The sequence below is a fragment of the Corynebacterium sp. LaCa_23 genome (genome assembly GCF_058182375.1).
In genome coordinates this window covers 2421740-2438756 of sequence record NZ_CP190825.1, presented here as the reverse complement: position 1 = coordinate 2438756, position 17017 = coordinate 2421740, and the positions used below count along the sequence as shown (strand labels likewise).

Below are 17017 nucleotides of genomic sequence, written 5' to 3'. Positions count from 1 at the left end.
CGTGTGGCCTTCCTAGTATTCCGCTTGCTCGTGGGTGCGCAGCCAGCGGTCCACTTCCCCGCTATCGACGAGCCCCTTGGCGTGGGCGACGCCCTCTGCAATCGAGGCCGTGGTGCCATCCAGATAAAACATCGCTCCAGCCGATGCCGCGACCGCATCATAGTGCGCCGGCTTGCCCGAACCATTGAAGATGGCGCGTACGTGCTCGGCGTTATCTTGCCCGTCGCCGCCGGCGAGCTCACTGAGCTCATGCTTGGCGATGCCCAACTCCTCCGGCGTAAACTCATAGTGCGAAATCTCGCCATCTTTCAGCTCCCAAACCTGCGTGGTGCCGTGGGTAGCGATCTCATCGGTACCGGCGCCGTGGACGACGAGCGCCCGCCTGCGCCCCAGCTCCCGGAAAACCTCCGCGATCATGGGGCCCTGGGCGGGGTTGGCGATGCCCATGATCTGTAGCTCGGGGCGGCCCGGGGAGAGCAAGGGTCCCAAGGTATTGAAGATGGTGGAGACCCCGAGCGCCTTGCGCACCGGTTGCACGTGGGCCACCGCTGGGTTGTAGGCCGGAGCGAAGAGGAAGGTGAAGTTGGAGGCCTCGAATTGGCGGACGGCGCGGTCCACGTCGAGGTCCAGTGGAATATTTAGTGCTTCGAGCACATCGGCGGAACCGGACTTGGAGGAAACGGACCGGTTGCCGTGCTTAACCATCCTTACTCCCCCAGCGGCGGCAACCAAGGAGGCCGCCGTAGTGATATTGATGGTATTCGCGCCATCGCCACCGGTCCCCGCGGAGTCCATGAGGCCCTCACCAGTAATGGGAAATGGGTGGCCCACTTTCAGGAATGCCTTGGCGGCACCCGTGATATCCGCGAGGGTTTCGCCGCGGGTGCGGATATGGGTCAGCAGCGCGGAGATCTGAATATCGTCATAATCGCCCACGGCGACTGGGGTGAAGACCTCGGTGGCCTCCTCCACGGTGGGCGCGGGATTATCCAAAAAGGCTTGCAGTGTTTTCAGCGGGTTCTGGTTCGTCATTAGTGTTTTAGCTCCGTAGTGGGATGAGTGGATAGTCGGTGGATGCAGCGGTCCAGCATGTCTGGGCCACGAGGCGAGAGGATCGACTCGGGGTGGAATTGCATGCCCAGCGCCATGCCATCGTCTGTCTCGGCGGCCATGGCGATGGTCCCAATCTCTGCCTCGATATCCGCGAGCACCCGCATGCCGGCTGGCACGTGGGTGCACCCCAAGGAGTGGTACCGGGCCACTGGGACTTGGGTGCCGGGAACGCCGGGTTGGGCGGGATCGGCATCGGTGGCTAGGCCGGCGAAGACTGGGTGGGCGGCGCCGGCATCGGTAAGCGTCATGGGCATGGACTTGCCGTGCACGGGGCCGCACGGCCCTACCCCGCCACCGTGGTAGTCCAGCAGCGCCTGGAAGCCCAAGCAGACGCCGAGGATGGGAATGGTGCCTAAGGTGGCATCGATAAGCTTCATCATGCAGCCAGCGTCGCGCGGGTGGCCGGGGCCCGGGGAAAGGACAATAATATCGGGCTCGGCCGCCAGCACCTCCGCGACGGAGACGCTGTTGCGGTAGACGGTGGTGCGGTAACCGGCGAGGGCATCGACGAGGTTATAGACAAAGGAATCGTGGTTATCGAGCAAGACCACGTGCGGTGAATTCATCGCTGTACCTCCAGGGTGGCGTTGTGCGCGAGGGCAATGGCGTGGAGAACGGCATAGGCCTTGTGCAGGGTTTCATCGGCTTCGGATTGGGGGACGGAATCGTGCACCACCCCGGCACCGGCTTGGACGGCGGCCGTACCGCGGTGCACGAAGGCGGAGCGAATGACAATGCAGGTATCCATGGCGCCGTCGCCGCGCAGGTACCCCACCGCGCCGCCGTAGGAGCCACGGCGTTTGTGTTCTGCCTGGCGGATGAGCTCGCTGGCGCGCAGCTTGGGCGCGCCGGTCAACGTACCCATGTTCATGCAGGCGCGGTAGGCATCGAGGGCATCGAAGTCCTCGTGCAACGTGGCGGTCACGCGGGAGACCAGGTGCATGACCCGGGAATAGCGATCCACTTGGAGCAGGTCCGCCACCCGCCGGGTGCCGGGCTCTGCCACGCGGGCGAGGTCATTGCGCGCGAGATCCACCAGCATGGTGTGCTCGGCTAGCTCCTTGGTATCCGTGCGCATTTCTAGCTCATTGCGGATATCCAACTCATCGTTGATCGTGCCATCCGGGTTGAGCCCGCGGGGCCTAGTTCCGGCAATGGGATAGAGCTCCACCTGCCGCGTCGCGGGGTCAAACTTCAGATTGGATTCCGGTGATGCACCGAAAAGCTCGTAATCTTCTCCCCGCAGATAGAACATATACGGCGAAGGATTGGTCTCCCGGAGCTGGCGGTAGGCCGCGAAGGCATCGGGGCAGTCCACCGTGAAGGTGCGGGCGGGGACGACTTGGTAAATATCGCCGGAGTCAATATTGCCCTTGAGCCGCGTTACCTGCTTGCAAAACGCGGCATCGTCAATATCCGCGGTCGCCGTCAGGGTCCCCGCGGTTTGGCCTGGCGCCGGATTCTCTATGGCGGTGATGGGCGTGGCGGCAAGCGCGTCGAGCTTGTCTTCCAAGCGGGCTTGGTCGATATCCCAGCCCTCTACGCGCGCCGTGTGCGTTAGGTGATCCACCGCGAGGACGGTCTGGGCCACGAGGAATTCATAATCGGGAAACTTATTGGGCCCCTCGCCTACCTCGGGCAGGTTTTCAAAGGTGGCCAAATAGTCATAGGCAAAGCCCCCCGCGACGAAGGGCAACAGGGGCGAGGAATAGGAATCATCGCGTTGCAGCGCGCGGAGGATATCGGCCGTCGATTCATCCAGCAGTCGCTGCCGTTCATCGGACTCGCTGGAGGGTGAGAACTCAAAGACAATCTCCGTGGTTTCACGTGAAACAATCCGGTCTGTGAAGCGCGATTGCAGCATGGTGATGAGCTGCTCCCCCGCCGGGCTGAATGCGAGTACGCGAACCCGCTGGCCGGTACAGGTCACTTTGGCCGCGGCATCGAGCACGGCGAGGCAGGTGAGGTTCTTCTTGGTTTCAATATCCGCGCTTTCCAATAATAAGGAATCGCTCGGTTGCGCCAAGCTATGAAATAGCGCGGAGGCATCCCGGCAATAGGCAATATCGCGGGTGGCGGTGTATGTCATTGCAGTGCCCTTTCGGGAGTAACTGAGGTACAGAGTGCGTGGGACCCGGAGTATCCGCGAGCAGAAGGGGCGGATTCTAGGGGTCGTTGCAACGATGACGGTTACTTTGGTTTGATACTACCGGTTTGTGTCAGGGCGTTGGTCATGACTTCGGCTGGGGTGCGCCAGTTGAGTGCTTTGCGTGGTTTGTGGTTGTGAATGTTGGCGATCATCTCCAGGTCCTCGGCGCTGTAGATGGACAGGTCACTGTTTTTGGGAAGGTTTCTCCTGAGCCTGCCGTTGGTGTTTTCGTTGCTGCCTCTCTCCCACGGCGATCCTGGATGGCAGAAGTAGATGGGAATGTCAGTGGCCATGGTAAAGGCTTTATGGCCAGCCATTTCACTTCCTTGGTCCCAGGTAATTGATGACCAGATAGCTTTATCGATTCCAGCAACAGCCTTGTGCAGGGCTGTGAATACTTCTTTGCTGGTATGCCTTCCTGGCAGGTGGCCAAGGACAACAAATCGGCTAACGCGTTCTACTAACGTGATCACCGCTGATTGGTTATTTTTACCAAGGATGAGGTCGCCTTCCCAGTGGCCTGGCAAAATACGTTCAGTAACCTCTTCTGGCCGGTCGTCGATGAGGATCATGTCGTCAACGAAGCGTTGCTGGGCCGGTGTGGTGGTGCGTGTTTGGCGTTTCTTGCGTTTCTTTCTGCCGGTAGGCAAGTCCAGGCCGAGGTCTTTGAGTCTTCCTTTGGACTGTAGATAAAAGGCGTCATAAATCGTTTCGTGACTAATGCGCATGTCCTTATCAGTGGGGTAGTCGATGGGCAGGCGATTGGAAATCTCCTCCGGTGACCATTGTGCCCGCAATTGTGTGCATACATAGTCCCATAACCTTTTGTTGGCTAGCAGTTTCGGTATTTTCGGCCGCAGCCTACGCGCACAAGCCTTTAACTGGGCGGTCTCCGCACGGTACGGGCCTTCAGCGCTGTGGTTTCTGCGTACTTCACGCTGAATTGACGAAGCACTTCGCCCTAAACGGCGCCCGATTTCCCGCAGCGGCACATGCTCACGAAGAAGGTCGGCGATAATAACGCGTTCTTCAAAGCAAATATAGCGATCACTGATGCGTTTATACGGATCCACACCGACAGGCAAGGCAGGGGGCCGAAGCCGTCCAGATTCGATGACGTCATGGCGTTGGCGCAGCGCTTTCATGAGTCTTTTATACGTGGTGGCATCCTCGCCGACAGGTATGAACTCTTTACGTGGCCCTCCGGATTTGATGAGACCTTTTTCGAAGTCTAAAGACAATCGACGATCAATTCCTACTGCAGTCCCAGCATCACAAACAGGCAAGCTCGCCAACCGAAGGCGTAAGTATTCCACCCTTAACTGTGTTTGGCGGACTTTCCGGGCATACCTCGTTAGCCGGATATGGCACCCAGCTTCTGTAGCAACGGCATACGCAGCGGTGGGATGCATCCCACATGTTTTGGCGGCTTGGTGTACCGAAAGTCCGTCTTTAACTAGTTCTACAAGCTGTAAAGCCTGGCTACCGCGACGATCAACTCGTTTGGCTTTATGTATGACTGGCAATCCATGAGCATGACAAAAATTCAAAGCATGCGCGTAATGACAGCCAAGCTCACCAGCAGCCGAACGAACACTACGCCCACTGCCAACCAAGGCGACCAAGCCACGACGATCCGACTCAGACAACGAATGAAACGGGCCAACAACTCCAGGCACAACAACACCCTCCTAAGGGAAAGTGTTGCAACGACCCTCTGAACTCAAGAGGCACTGAAAACGCCGAAAGGCCCGCAGAAAGCGAGCCTAAAAATGGGGTGCGAAGAAAGGCCCGCGAGTTACGCGCGCCACCACCAACGAGTAGTCATTTTCTTCATGCGCACTAGCCTAGCCTAAATTTCTATAGGGCGGAAGAAACAAATGAAAAATATTCAAACCGGTTCTTATGTGTCTTTTATGTGTCGCCCGAAAGCGACCTAAGGAGCTCGACTCTGAACCACGTCGATCCAAGCCGAAATCGGAGTAGTGTGGTGTAAGTCTATATTTTCAAGAAAGGTGATGGTTATGAGCATCAATATCGAAGAGGTAATTGCAAAGGTTCCTACCCAATTGCTCATCGGTGGTGAGTGGCGCGACTCCGCCTCCGGGGAGACCTTCGACGTAGAAAACCCGGCCACGGGTGAGAAGCTCGCGACGCTTGCTTCCGCGAACTCGGAGGATGCCACTGCCGCCCTCGATGCTGCTTGTGCCGTCCAGGATGAGTGGGCCCGCACCACGCCCCGCGAGCGCGCAGAGATCTTGCGCCGGGCCTTCGAGCTCGTGCAGGAGCGCGCGGATGACTTCGCCGCGCTGATGACCCTTGAGATGGGCAAGCCCTTCGCGGAGTCCAAGGGCGAGGTCACCTACGGCGGGGAGTTCCTCCGTTGGTTTAGCGAGGAAGCGGTGCGCGATTATGGCCGCACCGCGACGGTTCCCGAAGGTACGTTGCGGATGATCACCCGCCGCAAGCCGGTGGGCCCCTGCCTGTTGATTACCCCGTGGAACTTCCCGCTGGCGATGGCGACCCGCAAGGTGGCCCCCGCGGTGGCAGCGGGCTGCACGATGGTGCTCAAGCCGGCGAAGCTTACTCCCCTCACCGCGCAGTACTTCGCGCAGACCATGCTCGATGCGGGCCTGCCCAAGGGCGTGCTCAACGTCGTATCCGGCAAGTCCGCTTCCGCTATTTCGGAGCCGCTGCTTGCCGATGCCCGCCTGCGCAAGCTTTCCTTCACCGGTTCCACCCCAGTGGGCAGGACCCTGCTGAAGGGCGCGGCCGATAACGTTTTGCGCACCTCCATGGAGCTCGGCGGAAACGCGCCGTTCATCGTCTTCGAGGATGCAGACATCGATCAGGCGGTCAAGGGCGCGATGGGCGCCAAGATGCGCAATATCGGTGAGGCCTGCACGGCGGCCAACCGCTTCTTGGTCCACGAATCCGTGGCTGAAGAGTTCTCCGAAAAGCTCGTTGCGGAGTTTAAGAAGCTCAAGCTGGGCAACGGCATGGATGAGGGTGTGACCTGTGGCCCGCTCATCGAGCCTAAGGCCCTCGATAGCGTCTCCGGCCTCGTGGACGATGCCGCCGAGAAGGGCGCCACCATCCTTACCGGCGGCAAGCGCGCCGGTGGCGACGGCTACTTCTATGAGCCGACCGTCATTAGCAATGTTTCACGTGAAACACGCGTTTCTCAGGAAGAAATCTTCGGCCCAGTCGCCCCGATTATCACCTTCAGCACGGAGGAAGAAGCGCTCGAGATCGCCAACGACACCGAGTACGGCTTGGCGTCCTATGTCTTTACCGAAGACTCCGATCGCCTCTGGCGCGTCGCCGATGGCTTGGAGTTCGGCCTGATGGGCTTCAACGCCGGCGTTATCTCGAACGCCGCTGCCCCATTCGGTGGCGTCAAGCAGTCGGGTTTGGGCCGCGAGGGCGGCGCGGAAGGCATTGCGGAATACACCACCGTGCAGTACTTGGGTATCCGCGACCCTTATGCGAATGCCTAAGCCTGCTCAGCAATCACTGTTTAGAACGCTCTTATAACCGCGTTTGATTAAACAATTAAGTGCCCGCGGCGTATACTCACTCCCCGCATAATTGTGATTGCTTTCCTTCTCCCCGCACGCGGCCCTTCTGGGGTCGTGCGCGGTTGGGAGGATTTTTATTTTTTATTTGGAGTGAGTCTTGTCAATAACGAATTCAGCGGCAGCTCAGCCGCCATTGATTACACCCACGTTCCTTTTGGCGTGGGTGGCTAATTTTGGCCAGTTTCTTGTCTTTTACCTAACTGTGACGACCATGGCCCTCTATGCCGTCGAGAGCTTCGGGGCATCCGATACCGTCAGTGGTTTTGCCTCTAGCGCCTTCGTTTTGGGCGCGACATTCATGCGCATCGTCTCCGGCTGGTTGGTGGACCGCGTGGGGCAAAAGCGCGCCGCCCTGACCTCGCTGGCCTTCGTCAGCATCGTGACGGTGGGCTATTTCGTGGTGCATAACGTGGCCGTCCTGATCCTGGTGCGCCTGCTTCACGGCGCGGGCTATGCGCTCACCTCTACGGCGCTGATGGCCGTCGCCCAGTCCGTCATCCCCCAGCAGCGCCGCGCGGAAGGCACCGGCTACTTCGCCCTCGGCACGACCCTGGCTACCGCCTTCGGCCCAGCCGTGGGCTTGTTCTTGGCCAATAATATTGGCTATAACACCCTCTTTGCGGTCGCCCTGGGGTCCAGTATCGTCTCCCTCGTGCTGGCGCTCGTATTGCGCTACCCGGCGGAACTCGATGAGGAAAAGCCGGCCTTCAAGCTGCGCAACGCGGTGCACCCCAACGTGTTGCCGATCGGCTTTTTCATGCTCCTGGTGGGCATCGCCTACTCCGGCGTGGTCACCTATCTCAACGCCTATGCGCGCGAAGAGGATCTGGCCACCGGCGCCGGCCTCTTTTTCATCGGCTACGCCGTAGTCATGCTCATCATGCGCTTCTTCTTGGGCCGGATCCAGGACCACAAGGGCGATAACTCGGTCATGTACCTGGGCCTGGTCTCTTTCGCCATCGCCCTTATCATCATGGGTTTTCCCAGCAATGACGTCATGCTCGTGGTCGCGGGTGCGTTTACGGGCATGGGATACGGCACGCTAAGCCCCGCCTGCCAGGCCATCTCGGTGCGCTCTGTATCGGCCGCCCAAATAGGCGCGGGCATCTCCACGATGTTCCTCTTGATGGACTTCGGCATCGGCCTCGCACCCTTCGGGCTTGGCCCCATCGTGAGCGCCACCGGCTTCGATACGATGTACCTCATCCTCGCCGGCCTCATCGCCGTCGCGGCGGTGTATTACTACATGGTGCACGGCCGTTACCCCAAGGCGAAGGCGCCCGTCGTCAGCGCCGCAGAGGGCACGCAGCCGGCCTAAAGTGACACAGATTTTTGGCTCCGGGTTTATACCCGGAGCTTTTTTGCGTGCTGGGGCGGCAAGCACTCGGCATCGACCACGCGCCGGGCCATCGCCCGGTCCCCCATCTTGGCCGCAAACGCCATGCGCATGGTGATATCGTGCGCGGGCGCGGGGCCACAGGTTATGGCATCCCCGGCAGAAATGCGCCCGGGCGTAATGACGCGGAAGTACACGCCGCAATCACCGCGCGCGGTCCACCGCTTGAGCCAGCCCTTCTCCTGCACCCAGCCGGAAAAGGTCGCGCACGGCTGGCGGGGTACGGAGACCTCGAGAGTGGTCGTACCGATGTGGAGGCGTTGATTGATAAGCAGCGCGGACAGATCAATGCCGCGCGTGGTGAGGTTCTCCCCAAAAGACCCCGCAGCAAACGTGCGGCCCAGCGAATCCTCCCAATAATCCAGCTCCTCACGGGCATAGGCATAGACGGCCTTGTCACTTCCACCGTGGTGATCGCTATCGCCGATAGAATCGCCACGCACGCCAGAACCATCGCCGTAATTGGGGCTGGGAGCAGCAACATCGATGAAATCTTGCGGGCGCTTGTCGATGCCCGAAAACTCATGCCGCCCGCTCGGATCCGGCCTGCGTACGGCAACGTTGGTGGAAATAACCTGCATCTTAGTCATTGTAGTCGCGGGTAAGAGCCTCCGCAGTGAGAATATCCCGGTAAAACAGTTCTGGGGCCAGCGAGACCGCCTCCGCGAGCTGCGGGAGGGCGTTATCCAGCGCGGACGCCACGGCCGGATCGGTCAGTTTCCCATTGGCCACCCCACGTGCGGCAATGGCAAAAACATAGGAAATAAATGGCATCCAAGCGGAGCTACCGAGATCCGTGTTTCCATCCCCAAAGGCATCCAGGGCGAGCAGCGTGTGCAATACCGACTTATCAACGTCCAACTGCTGTAGCGTCACCCGCAATTGCAGGGCGGTAGTGCGCAGGTTGGACATGGTTCCTAGGCGGGTCAGCGCCAAGTCATTGGCAAAGCATTCCCGCAGCGCGGCGATGCGGTGGGCGTCATCGCATAGCTGCGCACTGTCCGTGGCGGGCGTTGGGGCCTCGCCGGTGGCGCTCATGAGCAGCATGGGGCGGGTGACATCGTCTACTCCCGTGGTGGCAGTCCGCCAGAGCGAGGGTGAACCGGACTGTTCCACGTGGGCCTGGTTGGCATCGGCAAGCGCAGCAAGCACGGAAGACGGATCCGCAGCCTCTCCCCCATCGCGGCTAAAGGAACGGGTAATCAGGCCCGTGCGCACCAATGCGCGCATGCGCTGGCCACGCTCGAAGTCCACCTGCATAAGCGCATCGAGGCTGGCGCGCGGATCGGCCTCAATGTCCTGGATAACACCCGCGAAGGTTTCCTTGGCCTTGGGAGCAAGGCGGCGCAGGGCGGCATAGGTCTCCCACGTGCCGGCGGTATTCTCGCTCTCGCCATCGTGGAAGATGATGAGCGAGCTTGCCGGCGGGTACTGCGGGGCGGCGAGATCGCTGGCCGGTTCATCCTCGCGGAAGTCCACGATGAGATCGCCCGCTTCGTGCAATTCCTCCGGTAGCTCGAAGCCCTCCTCTACCGGCTCCAAAGGCAGCGGCTCGCTGGCGGGGTTGCCAAGCGGCCATGCCCACGCCAAAAGCTCCACCTCTTCCTCGTGGGTTTGCTCGGGCATAAGAATGCCGTCTTCGATGGTGGCGCGGGCCACCAGTGGCGCCTTGCGCACCGTGGCGATGGCGGCATAGATCAGGTCACTTGCCGCGGTTGCCTCGTATTCCATCACGCGGCGGTCCATGCTGCGCTTGAGGTGCGCCGCGCGCTCCTTATCCGGCAGGCCCTCCAGGTACTCCTCATAAGACAGCGTGGACCACAGGAGGTAGAGCTCCAGCGAGGACTTCTTGGTCAGCGCGGCCTTGAGGGCGCGATTGGGCACGGAGAGGGCCGTCGTCGCCTCCGTTGAGCCATTGGCGGTGACGAGATCCCGGATCTTCTGGTTCTTATCAATGACCACGAATTTCGCCAGCGGCAGCGGCTCCGGCGAGTGCACCGTAAAGAGCGCATCCGCATCCAGCTGATCCGCCAGGATGACCTGCTTATCCATATAATCCACGGGCTCGGCCGCGGTGCGCTTCACGCGCGTGCGGATGGTCGCCGGGATGACATCAAAGGTCAGCTCGTAGCCGGCTTCGCTGCTGATGGTCTCCTCGCGCACCGATTCGTCTTCCCCAAATACGCGCTGGCCCTTTTCCATGTGAATGGGCTTATCGGGGGACGAGGCCAAAGCATAGCTAAACGGTGACAGGTTCCCCAGCGCATCGATGAAGCGGAAGTTGGTTCCGCGGGGCCCCTCGTTCTTGGAGCGCATGTGGAGGGTTTCGGCAAAGTTGAGATAGTGGACATCGACAAGCTCTTCGCCCTTAAACAGGCTAAAGCGGTACCGGCCCACCCAGGGGTCCTCGAAGACGTCGCCGGGTAGAACCTCATGGATTCCCTCCGGCAGCTCATCTTCTAAGATTTCTTCCTCTTCCCCACCGATGGGGACATAGGTCAGCTGCAGGTGCAGTGGGGTATTGACCAAGAGGCGTGGGGATTTCGTGTACACCAGCTCGCCGTCCAACCCGCGCGCGTTGGGCAGGGACTTGACCGCCATATCCCAGGAAAAATCCGCGCCCTCCGCAACGGTGATGGTGGCCTTGTCCTGGCGCGGCACAGCGATGGAGAAGGAATCTTGTGCCGCTACTTCAAAGATGGACCAGCCTTCCCACGCGCCATGCGGGCGCGGCTGGCTATCCGGGGCGGGAGTTAGCTGCGTGCCGGTCGGTGCGATGAAGGTGTACGCGCCCTGCGGGATGGGCTGCGTGCTATCGACGGGCCGGTGCGCGGAATCGAGCAGCAGGCCACCATTGGCAATACCCGCAAACTCCAGCGTCTGCTCCGCAAACGTTACGGCAAGGTGGGTAAAGGGCTGCGGCATGGAAACCCACAAGCCAGGTTCTTCACCGGCGACGTAATAAAACTTGCGGGTGACCTCCGTGCCATCCAATAGCTGCGTGGTCACGGTCCATTGCGGGTCTTCTGGTTCATAGGCCGCGCTTACGGCTGGCAGGTAAAGCTCTAAAGTATCGGTATCCGGCGCGAGGCGAAGATGCGGGACCCCCTGAAAAACCGCCGCGTCTAGAAAAGATGATAGCTGGCTACGAAACTTCTCCTGGCTCATTTACACCAGCCTAGATCATTTTTGAAAAGATGTGGATTCTGCAGGCAGAGGGCAAAAAGAAGGCTTTCACCACCGAGGGTAATGAAAGCCTTTGCGCGCAATTGATCGCGTGGATTAGTGGAAGAAGTTCCGCCACGCATTCGGGTTGATGGTGATGATGCCCAGCTTTTGCGCCAAGAAGGCAATGGCCCCGATGGTCAGCGAGGCGATACCGGCACCGGCGATGCCGGCGAAGAGCCCGCTCTTGGAGGAACCGTCACCGCCGTTGTCATTGTCGCCGGGCTGATCGGATGCCGGATCGTCTGCTTGGTCGTTGCCGCCCTGGTCATCGTGCTTTACCCACCATTCATTCAAGGTGAGCTTGGCCAAGGTGGTGTTATCGATGTAGTCACCGCGCACGGGGTCGGTGTGGGTGGCCTTCGCGCGAAGGGCCTCGGAGCCAGCGCCCTTGAAGAAGAAGGGGACCACCTGATTGGTGTGCTGCGTGGAGTACCACTGGTGGCCAGTGGGCAGGGTATTGCCACCGCCACCGTTCATGGAGTTGAACTTGCCCTCAGAGCGCTCATTGGCGCCGGAGAGGTATCCCGTTTCGTGGTCAGCGGTAACGACCAGCAGGGTCTCGTCCCAGGAGGAGTTTTCTTCTACCCAGTCGATGGCGGCATCGACGGACTTATTGAAGTCCTGTACCTCTTCGATATCGCGGGCGGATTCGTTGCCGTGGCCGCTCCAGTCAATGGCACCGCCTTCAATCATGACGTGGAAGCCCTCGTCATTTTGGCCCAGCGCGTTGAGGGCGCCGGTGGTCATGGTGGGAAGATCCACGACATCGTTAAACGGAATGTCATAAGGCACTGTGGACTCGCCGGAGCGCCCCTGCTGCAAGGTAGAGGCTACAGGCGCCAGGCCGAAGTACTTCTCCCCCGCCGCGACATCGCCTTGGGCCAAGGCCTCAAATTGCTCCTTGGTTTCGGCGTAGTTCCAGTCGGACTCGCCGGAAGACAGCTTGTTGTAGACCTCTTCAGATAGGTACTTGTACTTGGCCTCATCCTTCTTCTTATTGTCATCGTCGTAGAACGGGTGGCCGGCACCCATGATGACATCGAGATCAGAGTTGAACATCTCATCCGCAATCTCCAGGTAGTTATTGCGGGAAATGTTGTGCGCCGCCCAGGAAGCCGGGGTGGCGTGGCTAAACGGCACGGAGGAGACCACACCGGCGGACTTTCCGGCCTTCTTGGCGCGCTCGGAGGTGTTTTCCTGCTCGTGGCCGTAATCGTTCACGCCCAGCTTGCCGTTATCGGTCTTCACGCCGGTGGACATGGCGGTGCCGGCGGCAGAGGAATCGGTGTATCCCTTATCCACGTACTCATGGCTAGCCCACGCCTTTTGTGGGTCATAGGAAGAGTTATTTGGGTAAGTGGTCATGGACAGGCGGTTGAAGTCTTCGAAGCGCTGCACGGATTTGCCGTCGAGTTCTTCTGGTCCTTCGGTGCTAAATGCGCCATCGACCAGGTACTTGGATTGGCCGGTTTCGTAGAGGTTATTAAATGCCACGTGGCCGTAGCCCATGCCATCACCAATCATGTAGATGATGTTCTTTGGGCCCTGGGATTCGGCGGCGGTGGCTGGGGCAATTGCGCCAGCGGTAGCCACGGTTGCGGCTACGGCAGCGGCGCCAATGCGGAGAGAAGTGCGCATGAATTGTCCTTTGTGGAAGTGAGAGACGAAGAGATGGCGGCCTTGCGAGCAAGAGAGAAACGACCCAGACATGGCTGGGCGCAAAGCCTTGAGTTGAAGATAAAGACGCGATTTAACCACGAAAGGAACTGCGCGTTAATAGCTCCTAAACACCGCCGGAACATTCCGTGGCGGGCCTTAGTCCTTGCCCCAGGCCCCCTCCGCCACCGCCGGAGTGCCAGCCCGGTGCCGGATTAGTGAAGCAAAACCCACCTCTGCCTACCCCGCGCCGGGCTGGGGCTATTACACTGTGTGTTTATGACTAAACCGAGCGATTCCACGTCGTACCGCTACACCCCTGAGCTGGCGAACCAGATCGAAAAGACTTGGCAGCAGTATTGGAAGGACCATGAGACCTTTAACGCGCCGAACCCGGTCGGTTCGCTAGCCACGGGTGCGGGCGAGCTGCCCAAGGAAAAGCTCAACGTGCAGGACATGTTCCCCTACCCTTCCGGTGCGGGCCTGCACGTGGGGCACCCGTTTGGTTATATCGCCACCGATACCTATGCCCGCTATAACCGCATGCTGGGCAAGAATGTGCTGCACACCATGGGCTACGATGCCTTCGGTTTGCCGGCCGAGCAGTACGCCATCCAGACCGGTACGCACCCGCGGACCACCACGATGGCCAATATCGACAACATGCGCCGCCAGCTGGGCATGTTGGGCTTGGGCCACGATCCGCGCCGCTCGGTGGAATCCACGGATCCAGAGTTCTTTAAGTGGACCCAGTGGATCTTCTTGCAGATTTATAATTCCTGGTTCGATGAAGAGCAGCAAAAGGCCCGCCCCATTGCTGAGCTCATCAAGGAATTGGAGGCCAATAAGCGCACCACCAAGGATGGGCGCTACTACGAGGACTTGTCCGCGCAGGAGAAGGCCCAGGCCGTCGATGAGTTCCGCCTGGTGTACCTGTCCAACTCCACGGTGAACTGGTGCCCGGGCTTGGGTACCGTCTTGGCCAACGAGGAGGTCACCGCGGAAGGCAAGTCTGAGCGCGGCAACTTCCCGGTATTCCGCAAAAATCTGTCCCAGTGGATGATGCGCATTACCGCGTATTCGGATCGCCTGCTCGATGATCTGGAGCTGCTGGATTGGCCGGAGAAGGTCAAGTCCATGCAGCGCAACTGGATCGGTCGCTCCCGCGGTGCGGAGGTAACCTTCCCTGCGGAAGGCTACGGCATCGACGTGTTTACCACGCGCCCAGATACGCTCTTTGGCGCGGAATACGTGGTCTTGGCACCGGAGCATGAGCTTGTCGATGCCCTCTTGTCCCCCATTCCTTACGACGATGACGTGGATGAGCGCTGGACCTACGGCAACGATGACCCGAAGGAAGCCGTCGAGTCCTACCGCGCGGATATCGCAGCGAAGTCGGACCTGGAGCGCCAGGAAAACAAGGAAAAGACCGGCGTATTCTTGGGCACCTATGCCACCAACCCGGTCTCCGGCAAGCGCATCCCGATCTTCATCGCGGACTACGTGCTGACCGGTTACGGTACCGGCGCCATCATGGCGGTACCCGCGCACGATACGCGCGACTATGAGTTTGCCCAGGCCTTTGGCCTGCCAATTACGGAGGTCGTCTCCGGCGGCAATATCGAGGAAGAAGCCTGGACCGAGGACGGCGCGTTGGTAAACTCCGCCAACGATAAGGGCCTGGACCTCAATGGCCTGAATAAAGCGGAGGCCATCGCCCAGGCCATCGAATGGTTGGAAAAGGACGGCTCCGGCCGCGGCAAGATTCAGTACAAGCTGCGCGACTGGCTCTTCGCCCGCCAGCGCTACTGGGGCGAGCCCTTCCCCATCGTCTACGACAAGGACGGCATGGCCCACCCGCTGCCAGAGTCGATGCTGCCGGTGGAGCTGCCCGAGGTGGAAGACTACAAGCCGGCCTCCTTCGATCCAGAAGATAAGGACTCGGAGCCGCAGCCGCCGCTGGCCAAGGTCCGCGACTGGGTAGAGGTAGAGCTGGACTTGGGCGATGGCCCGCAGACCTACTACCGCGATACCAACGTTATGCCCCAGTGGGCGGGTTCTTCCTGGTACCAGCTGCGCTATATCGATCCCCGCAATAGCGAGGCCTTCTGCGACATCGAAAACGAGCGCTACTGGACCGGCCCGCGCCCAGATGAGCACGGTGAAAACGATCCGGGTGGTGTGGATCTGTACGTCGGCGGCGTCGAGCACGCCGTGCTGCACTTGCTCTACGCCCGCTTCTGGCACAAGGTGCTCTTTGACCTGGGCTTTGTCAGCTCGCAGGAGCCGTATCGCCGCCTGTACAACCAGGGCTATATTCAGGCCTACGCCTATACCGATTCCCGCGGCGTATATGTCCCTGCGGCCGAGGTAGAGGAAAAGGACGGCAAGTTCTACTACAACGGCGAAGAGGTCAACCAGGAATACGGCAAGATGGGCAAGTCCCTGAAAAACGCCGTGGCCCCGGACGATATCTGCCGCGACTTCGGCGCCGATACCCTGCGCGTGTACGAGATGTCCATGGGCCCGCTGGATACCTCCCGCCCGTGGGCGACCAAGGACGTCGTCGGTTCGCAGCGCTTCCTGCAGCGCCTGTGGCGCCTGGCCATCAATGAGGACACCGGTGAAGTGGCTACTACCGATGCCGAGCTCACCCAGGATGATCTGAAGCAGCTGCACCGCACCATCGCGGGCGTGCGCGATGATTATGAGAACCTGCGCCTGAATACGGTGGTGGCCAAGCTCATCGAATACGTCAACTACCTGACCAAGACCTACCGCACCGAGGCTCCGCGCGCGGCGGTGGAGCCCATCGCCCAGCTGGTCTCCCCCATCGCCCCGCACATTGCGGAGGAACTGTGGCAGCGCTTTGGCCACGATGAGACCATCACCTACGAGCCACTCCCCTCTTTTGAGGAGAAATACCTGTTAGATGATGAGATCCAGGTGCCAGTGCAGATCAACGGCAAGGTTAAATCCCGCATCAACGTTGCGGCCGATGCTGACCAAGACACCGTATTCGAGGCCGCTTTTGCCGATGCCAAGGTGGCTGACCTTACCTCCGGCAAGAACGTGGTGAAGAAGATCTACGTTCCCGGCCGGATGGTGAACCTGGTGGTTAAATAACCAATGAGCGTGGACGTCTCGGGCCTCTCGCCGTCCAATCAGGACTACCTCAAGGCCCTGTTTAAGCTGGGCGAATGGCACGACGATCCCGTAACGGTAAAGATGCTCGCCCAGCACATAGGCGTTCGGCTCTCCAGCGCGTCGGATGCGGTGCGGCGGCTAGAGAAAAAGGGTCTCGTCACCCATACGCCGTATGGTGCCATCGGGCTGAGCACCGAGGGGCGTGCCTTTGCCCTCGCCATGGTGCGGCGGCACCGCCTTATTGAAACTTTCCTGGTGGAATCCCTGCACTACCGCTGGGACCAGGTCCACGCGGAGGCTGAGCAATTGGAGCACTGCGTCTCCGATTTCTTTCTGGAGCGCATAGACGCTGAACTGGGTTTTCCGAGCCGCGATCCGCATGGAGACCCCATTCCCAGCGCCGCGGGTGACTACCCCGCAGACTACGCCGCGCCCCCCGCGTCCGAGCCAGGAGATCTGCGCAAACTCAGCGATTTAGAGCCCGGCGAGGGCGGTGTAGTCGACCGCATCAGTGATGCGGATGCCGATCTGCTGCGCTTTTTCAGCGAGAATAACCTGACCATCGGCGCTGCCGTGAGCGTGCGCGAAAGCCAGCCCTATTCCGGCGGGATGGCCGTGCGCGTAGAGGGTAACCAAAACGAGAATGCCCAGAATGAACATTCCGCGGCGTTTTCTTTGAGCTCCCATGCAGCCCGCGCCGTGTGGGTGCGCATGTAACTTTCCTGCCCCTCTCCCCTTCTTTTCTGA

11 protein-coding genes are annotated in these 17017 nt (G+C 60.1%); 4 read left to right on the top strand and 7 right to left on the bottom strand.

What is annotated here, in order from left to right:
• Nucleotides 1–12: 12 nt before the first annotated feature.
• The 4 genes from trpD to ACP8IT_RS11495 all read right to left on the bottom strand — a co-directional run bounded on the left by trpD (nucleotide 13) and on the right by ACP8IT_RS11495 (nucleotide 4503).
• Nucleotides 13–1032, bottom strand: coding sequence for an anthranilate phosphoribosyltransferase (gene trpD, locus ACP8IT_RS11510; protein ID WP_490290136.1), 1020 nt, complete (start codon nucleotides 1030–1032; stop codon nucleotides 13–15).
• The gene (locus ACP8IT_RS11505; RefSeq protein ID WP_490290135.1) at nucleotides 1032–1679 is read right to left on the bottom strand and encodes an anthranilate synthase component II; all 648 of its coding nucleotides are present in this window, start codon (nucleotides 1677–1679) and stop codon (nucleotides 1032–1034) included. Before ACP8IT_RS11505 ends, trpD begins: the two co-directional genes overlap by 1 nt.
• Nucleotides 1676–3202 carry an anthranilate synthase component 1 gene (locus ACP8IT_RS11500; RefSeq protein ID WP_490290134.1) on the bottom strand — a complete coding sequence of 509 codons (1527 nt, stop codon included), beginning with the start codon at nucleotides 3200–3202 and terminating at the stop codon, nucleotides 1676–1678. The genes ACP8IT_RS11505 and ACP8IT_RS11500 overlap by 4 nt, the downstream gene beginning before the upstream one ends.
• A gap of 101 nt (nucleotides 3203–3303) precedes the next feature.
• On the bottom strand, nucleotides 3304–4503 hold the full coding sequence (locus ACP8IT_RS11495) for an IS30 family transposase (RefSeq protein WP_490289838.1): 1200 nt from the start codon (nucleotides 4501–4503) through the stop codon (nucleotides 3304–3306).
• Nucleotides 4504–5286: 783 nt separating this feature from the next.
• Between ACP8IT_RS11495 and ACP8IT_RS11490 the strand changes: the two genes are divergently transcribed.
• Nucleotides 5287–6762: an NAD-dependent succinate-semialdehyde dehydrogenase gene (locus tag ACP8IT_RS11490; RefSeq protein ID WP_126319982.1), complete on the top strand. Its 1476-nt coding sequence runs from the start codon at nucleotides 5287–5289 to the stop codon at nucleotides 6760–6762.
• A gap of 214 nt (nucleotides 6763–6976) precedes the next feature.
• Nucleotides 6977–8161, top strand: a complete 1185-nt coding sequence (locus ACP8IT_RS11485) for an MFS transporter (RefSeq protein ID WP_490290613.1) — start codon at nucleotides 6977–6979, stop codon at nucleotides 8159–8161.
• Nucleotides 8162–8187: 26 nt separating this feature from the next.
• Here the strand turns inward: ACP8IT_RS11485 and ACP8IT_RS11480 are convergent, their stop codons facing one another.
• The 3 genes from ACP8IT_RS11480 to ACP8IT_RS11470 all read right to left on the bottom strand — a co-directional run bounded on the left by ACP8IT_RS11480 (nucleotide 8188) and on the right by ACP8IT_RS11470 (nucleotide 13105).
• Nucleotides 8188–8820, bottom strand: a complete 633-nt coding sequence (locus ACP8IT_RS11480; protein ID WP_490290133.1) for an MOSC domain-containing protein — start codon at nucleotides 8818–8820, stop codon at nucleotides 8188–8190.
• A 1-nt stretch (nucleotide 8821) separates the two neighbouring features.
• Nucleotides 8822–11407 carry a hypothetical protein gene (locus tag ACP8IT_RS11475; protein WP_490290132.1) on the bottom strand — a complete coding sequence of 862 codons (2586 nt, stop codon included), beginning with the start codon at nucleotides 11405–11407 and terminating at the stop codon, nucleotides 8822–8824.
• Between the two features lie 114 nt (nucleotides 11408–11521).
• Nucleotides 11522–13105 carry an alkaline phosphatase gene (locus ACP8IT_RS11470; protein WP_490290131.1) on the bottom strand — a complete coding sequence of 528 codons (1584 nt, stop codon included), beginning with the start codon at nucleotides 13103–13105 and terminating at the stop codon, nucleotides 11522–11524.
• A 297-nt stretch (nucleotides 13106–13402) separates the two neighbouring features.
• On the opposite strand from ACP8IT_RS11470, the gene leuS reads away from it, so the two are divergent.
• Together leuS and ACP8IT_RS11460 are read left to right on the top strand one after the other, a co-directional pair.
• Nucleotides 13403–16249 carry a leucine--tRNA ligase gene (gene leuS / locus ACP8IT_RS11465; protein WP_490290130.1) on the top strand — a complete coding sequence of 949 codons (2847 nt, stop codon included), beginning with the start codon at nucleotides 13403–13405 and terminating at the stop codon, nucleotides 16247–16249.
• A 3-nt stretch (nucleotides 16250–16252) separates the two neighbouring features.
• Nucleotides 16253–16987, top strand: coding sequence for a metal-dependent transcriptional regulator (locus ACP8IT_RS11460; RefSeq protein WP_490290129.1), 735 nt, complete (start codon nucleotides 16253–16255; stop codon nucleotides 16985–16987).
• Nucleotides 16988–17017: the final 30 nt, after the last annotated feature.

What these genes read in the sequence shown, in the direction of transcription:
- ACP8IT_RS11505 (WP_490290135.1), bottom strand. Translation starts at nt 1,679, where the DNA reads ATGAATTCACCGCACGTGGTCTTGCTCGATAACCACGATTCCTTTGTC.
- ACP8IT_RS11500 (WP_490290134.1), bottom strand. Translation starts at nt 3,202, where the DNA reads ATGACATACACCGCCACCCGCGATATTGCCTATTGCCGGGATGCCTCC.
- ACP8IT_RS11475 (WP_490290132.1), bottom strand. Translation starts at nt 11,407, where the DNA reads ATGAGCCAGGAGAAGTTTCGTAGCCAGCTATCATCTTTTCTAGACGCG.
- ACP8IT_RS11470 (WP_490290131.1), bottom strand. Translation starts at nt 13,105, where the DNA reads ATGCGCACTTCTCTCCGCATTGGCGCCGCTGCCGTAGCCGCAACCGTG.
- trpD (WP_490290136.1), bottom strand. Translation starts at nt 1,032, where the DNA reads ATGACGAACCAGAACCCGCTGAAAACACTGCAAGCCTTTTTGGATAAT.
- ACP8IT_RS11480 (WP_490290133.1), bottom strand. Translation starts at nt 8,820, where the DNA reads ATGCAGGTTATTTCCACCAACGTTGCCGTACGCAGGCCGGATCCGAGC.
- leuS (WP_490290130.1), top strand. Translation starts at nt 13,403, where the DNA reads ATGACTAAACCGAGCGATTCCACGTCGTACCGCTACACCCCTGAGCTG.
- ACP8IT_RS11490 (WP_126319982.1), top strand. Translation starts at nt 5,287, where the DNA reads ATGAGCATCAATATCGAAGAGGTAATTGCAAAGGTTCCTACCCAATTG.
- ACP8IT_RS11460 (WP_490290129.1), top strand. Translation starts at nt 16,253, where the DNA reads ATGAGCGTGGACGTCTCGGGCCTCTCGCCGTCCAATCAGGACTACCTC.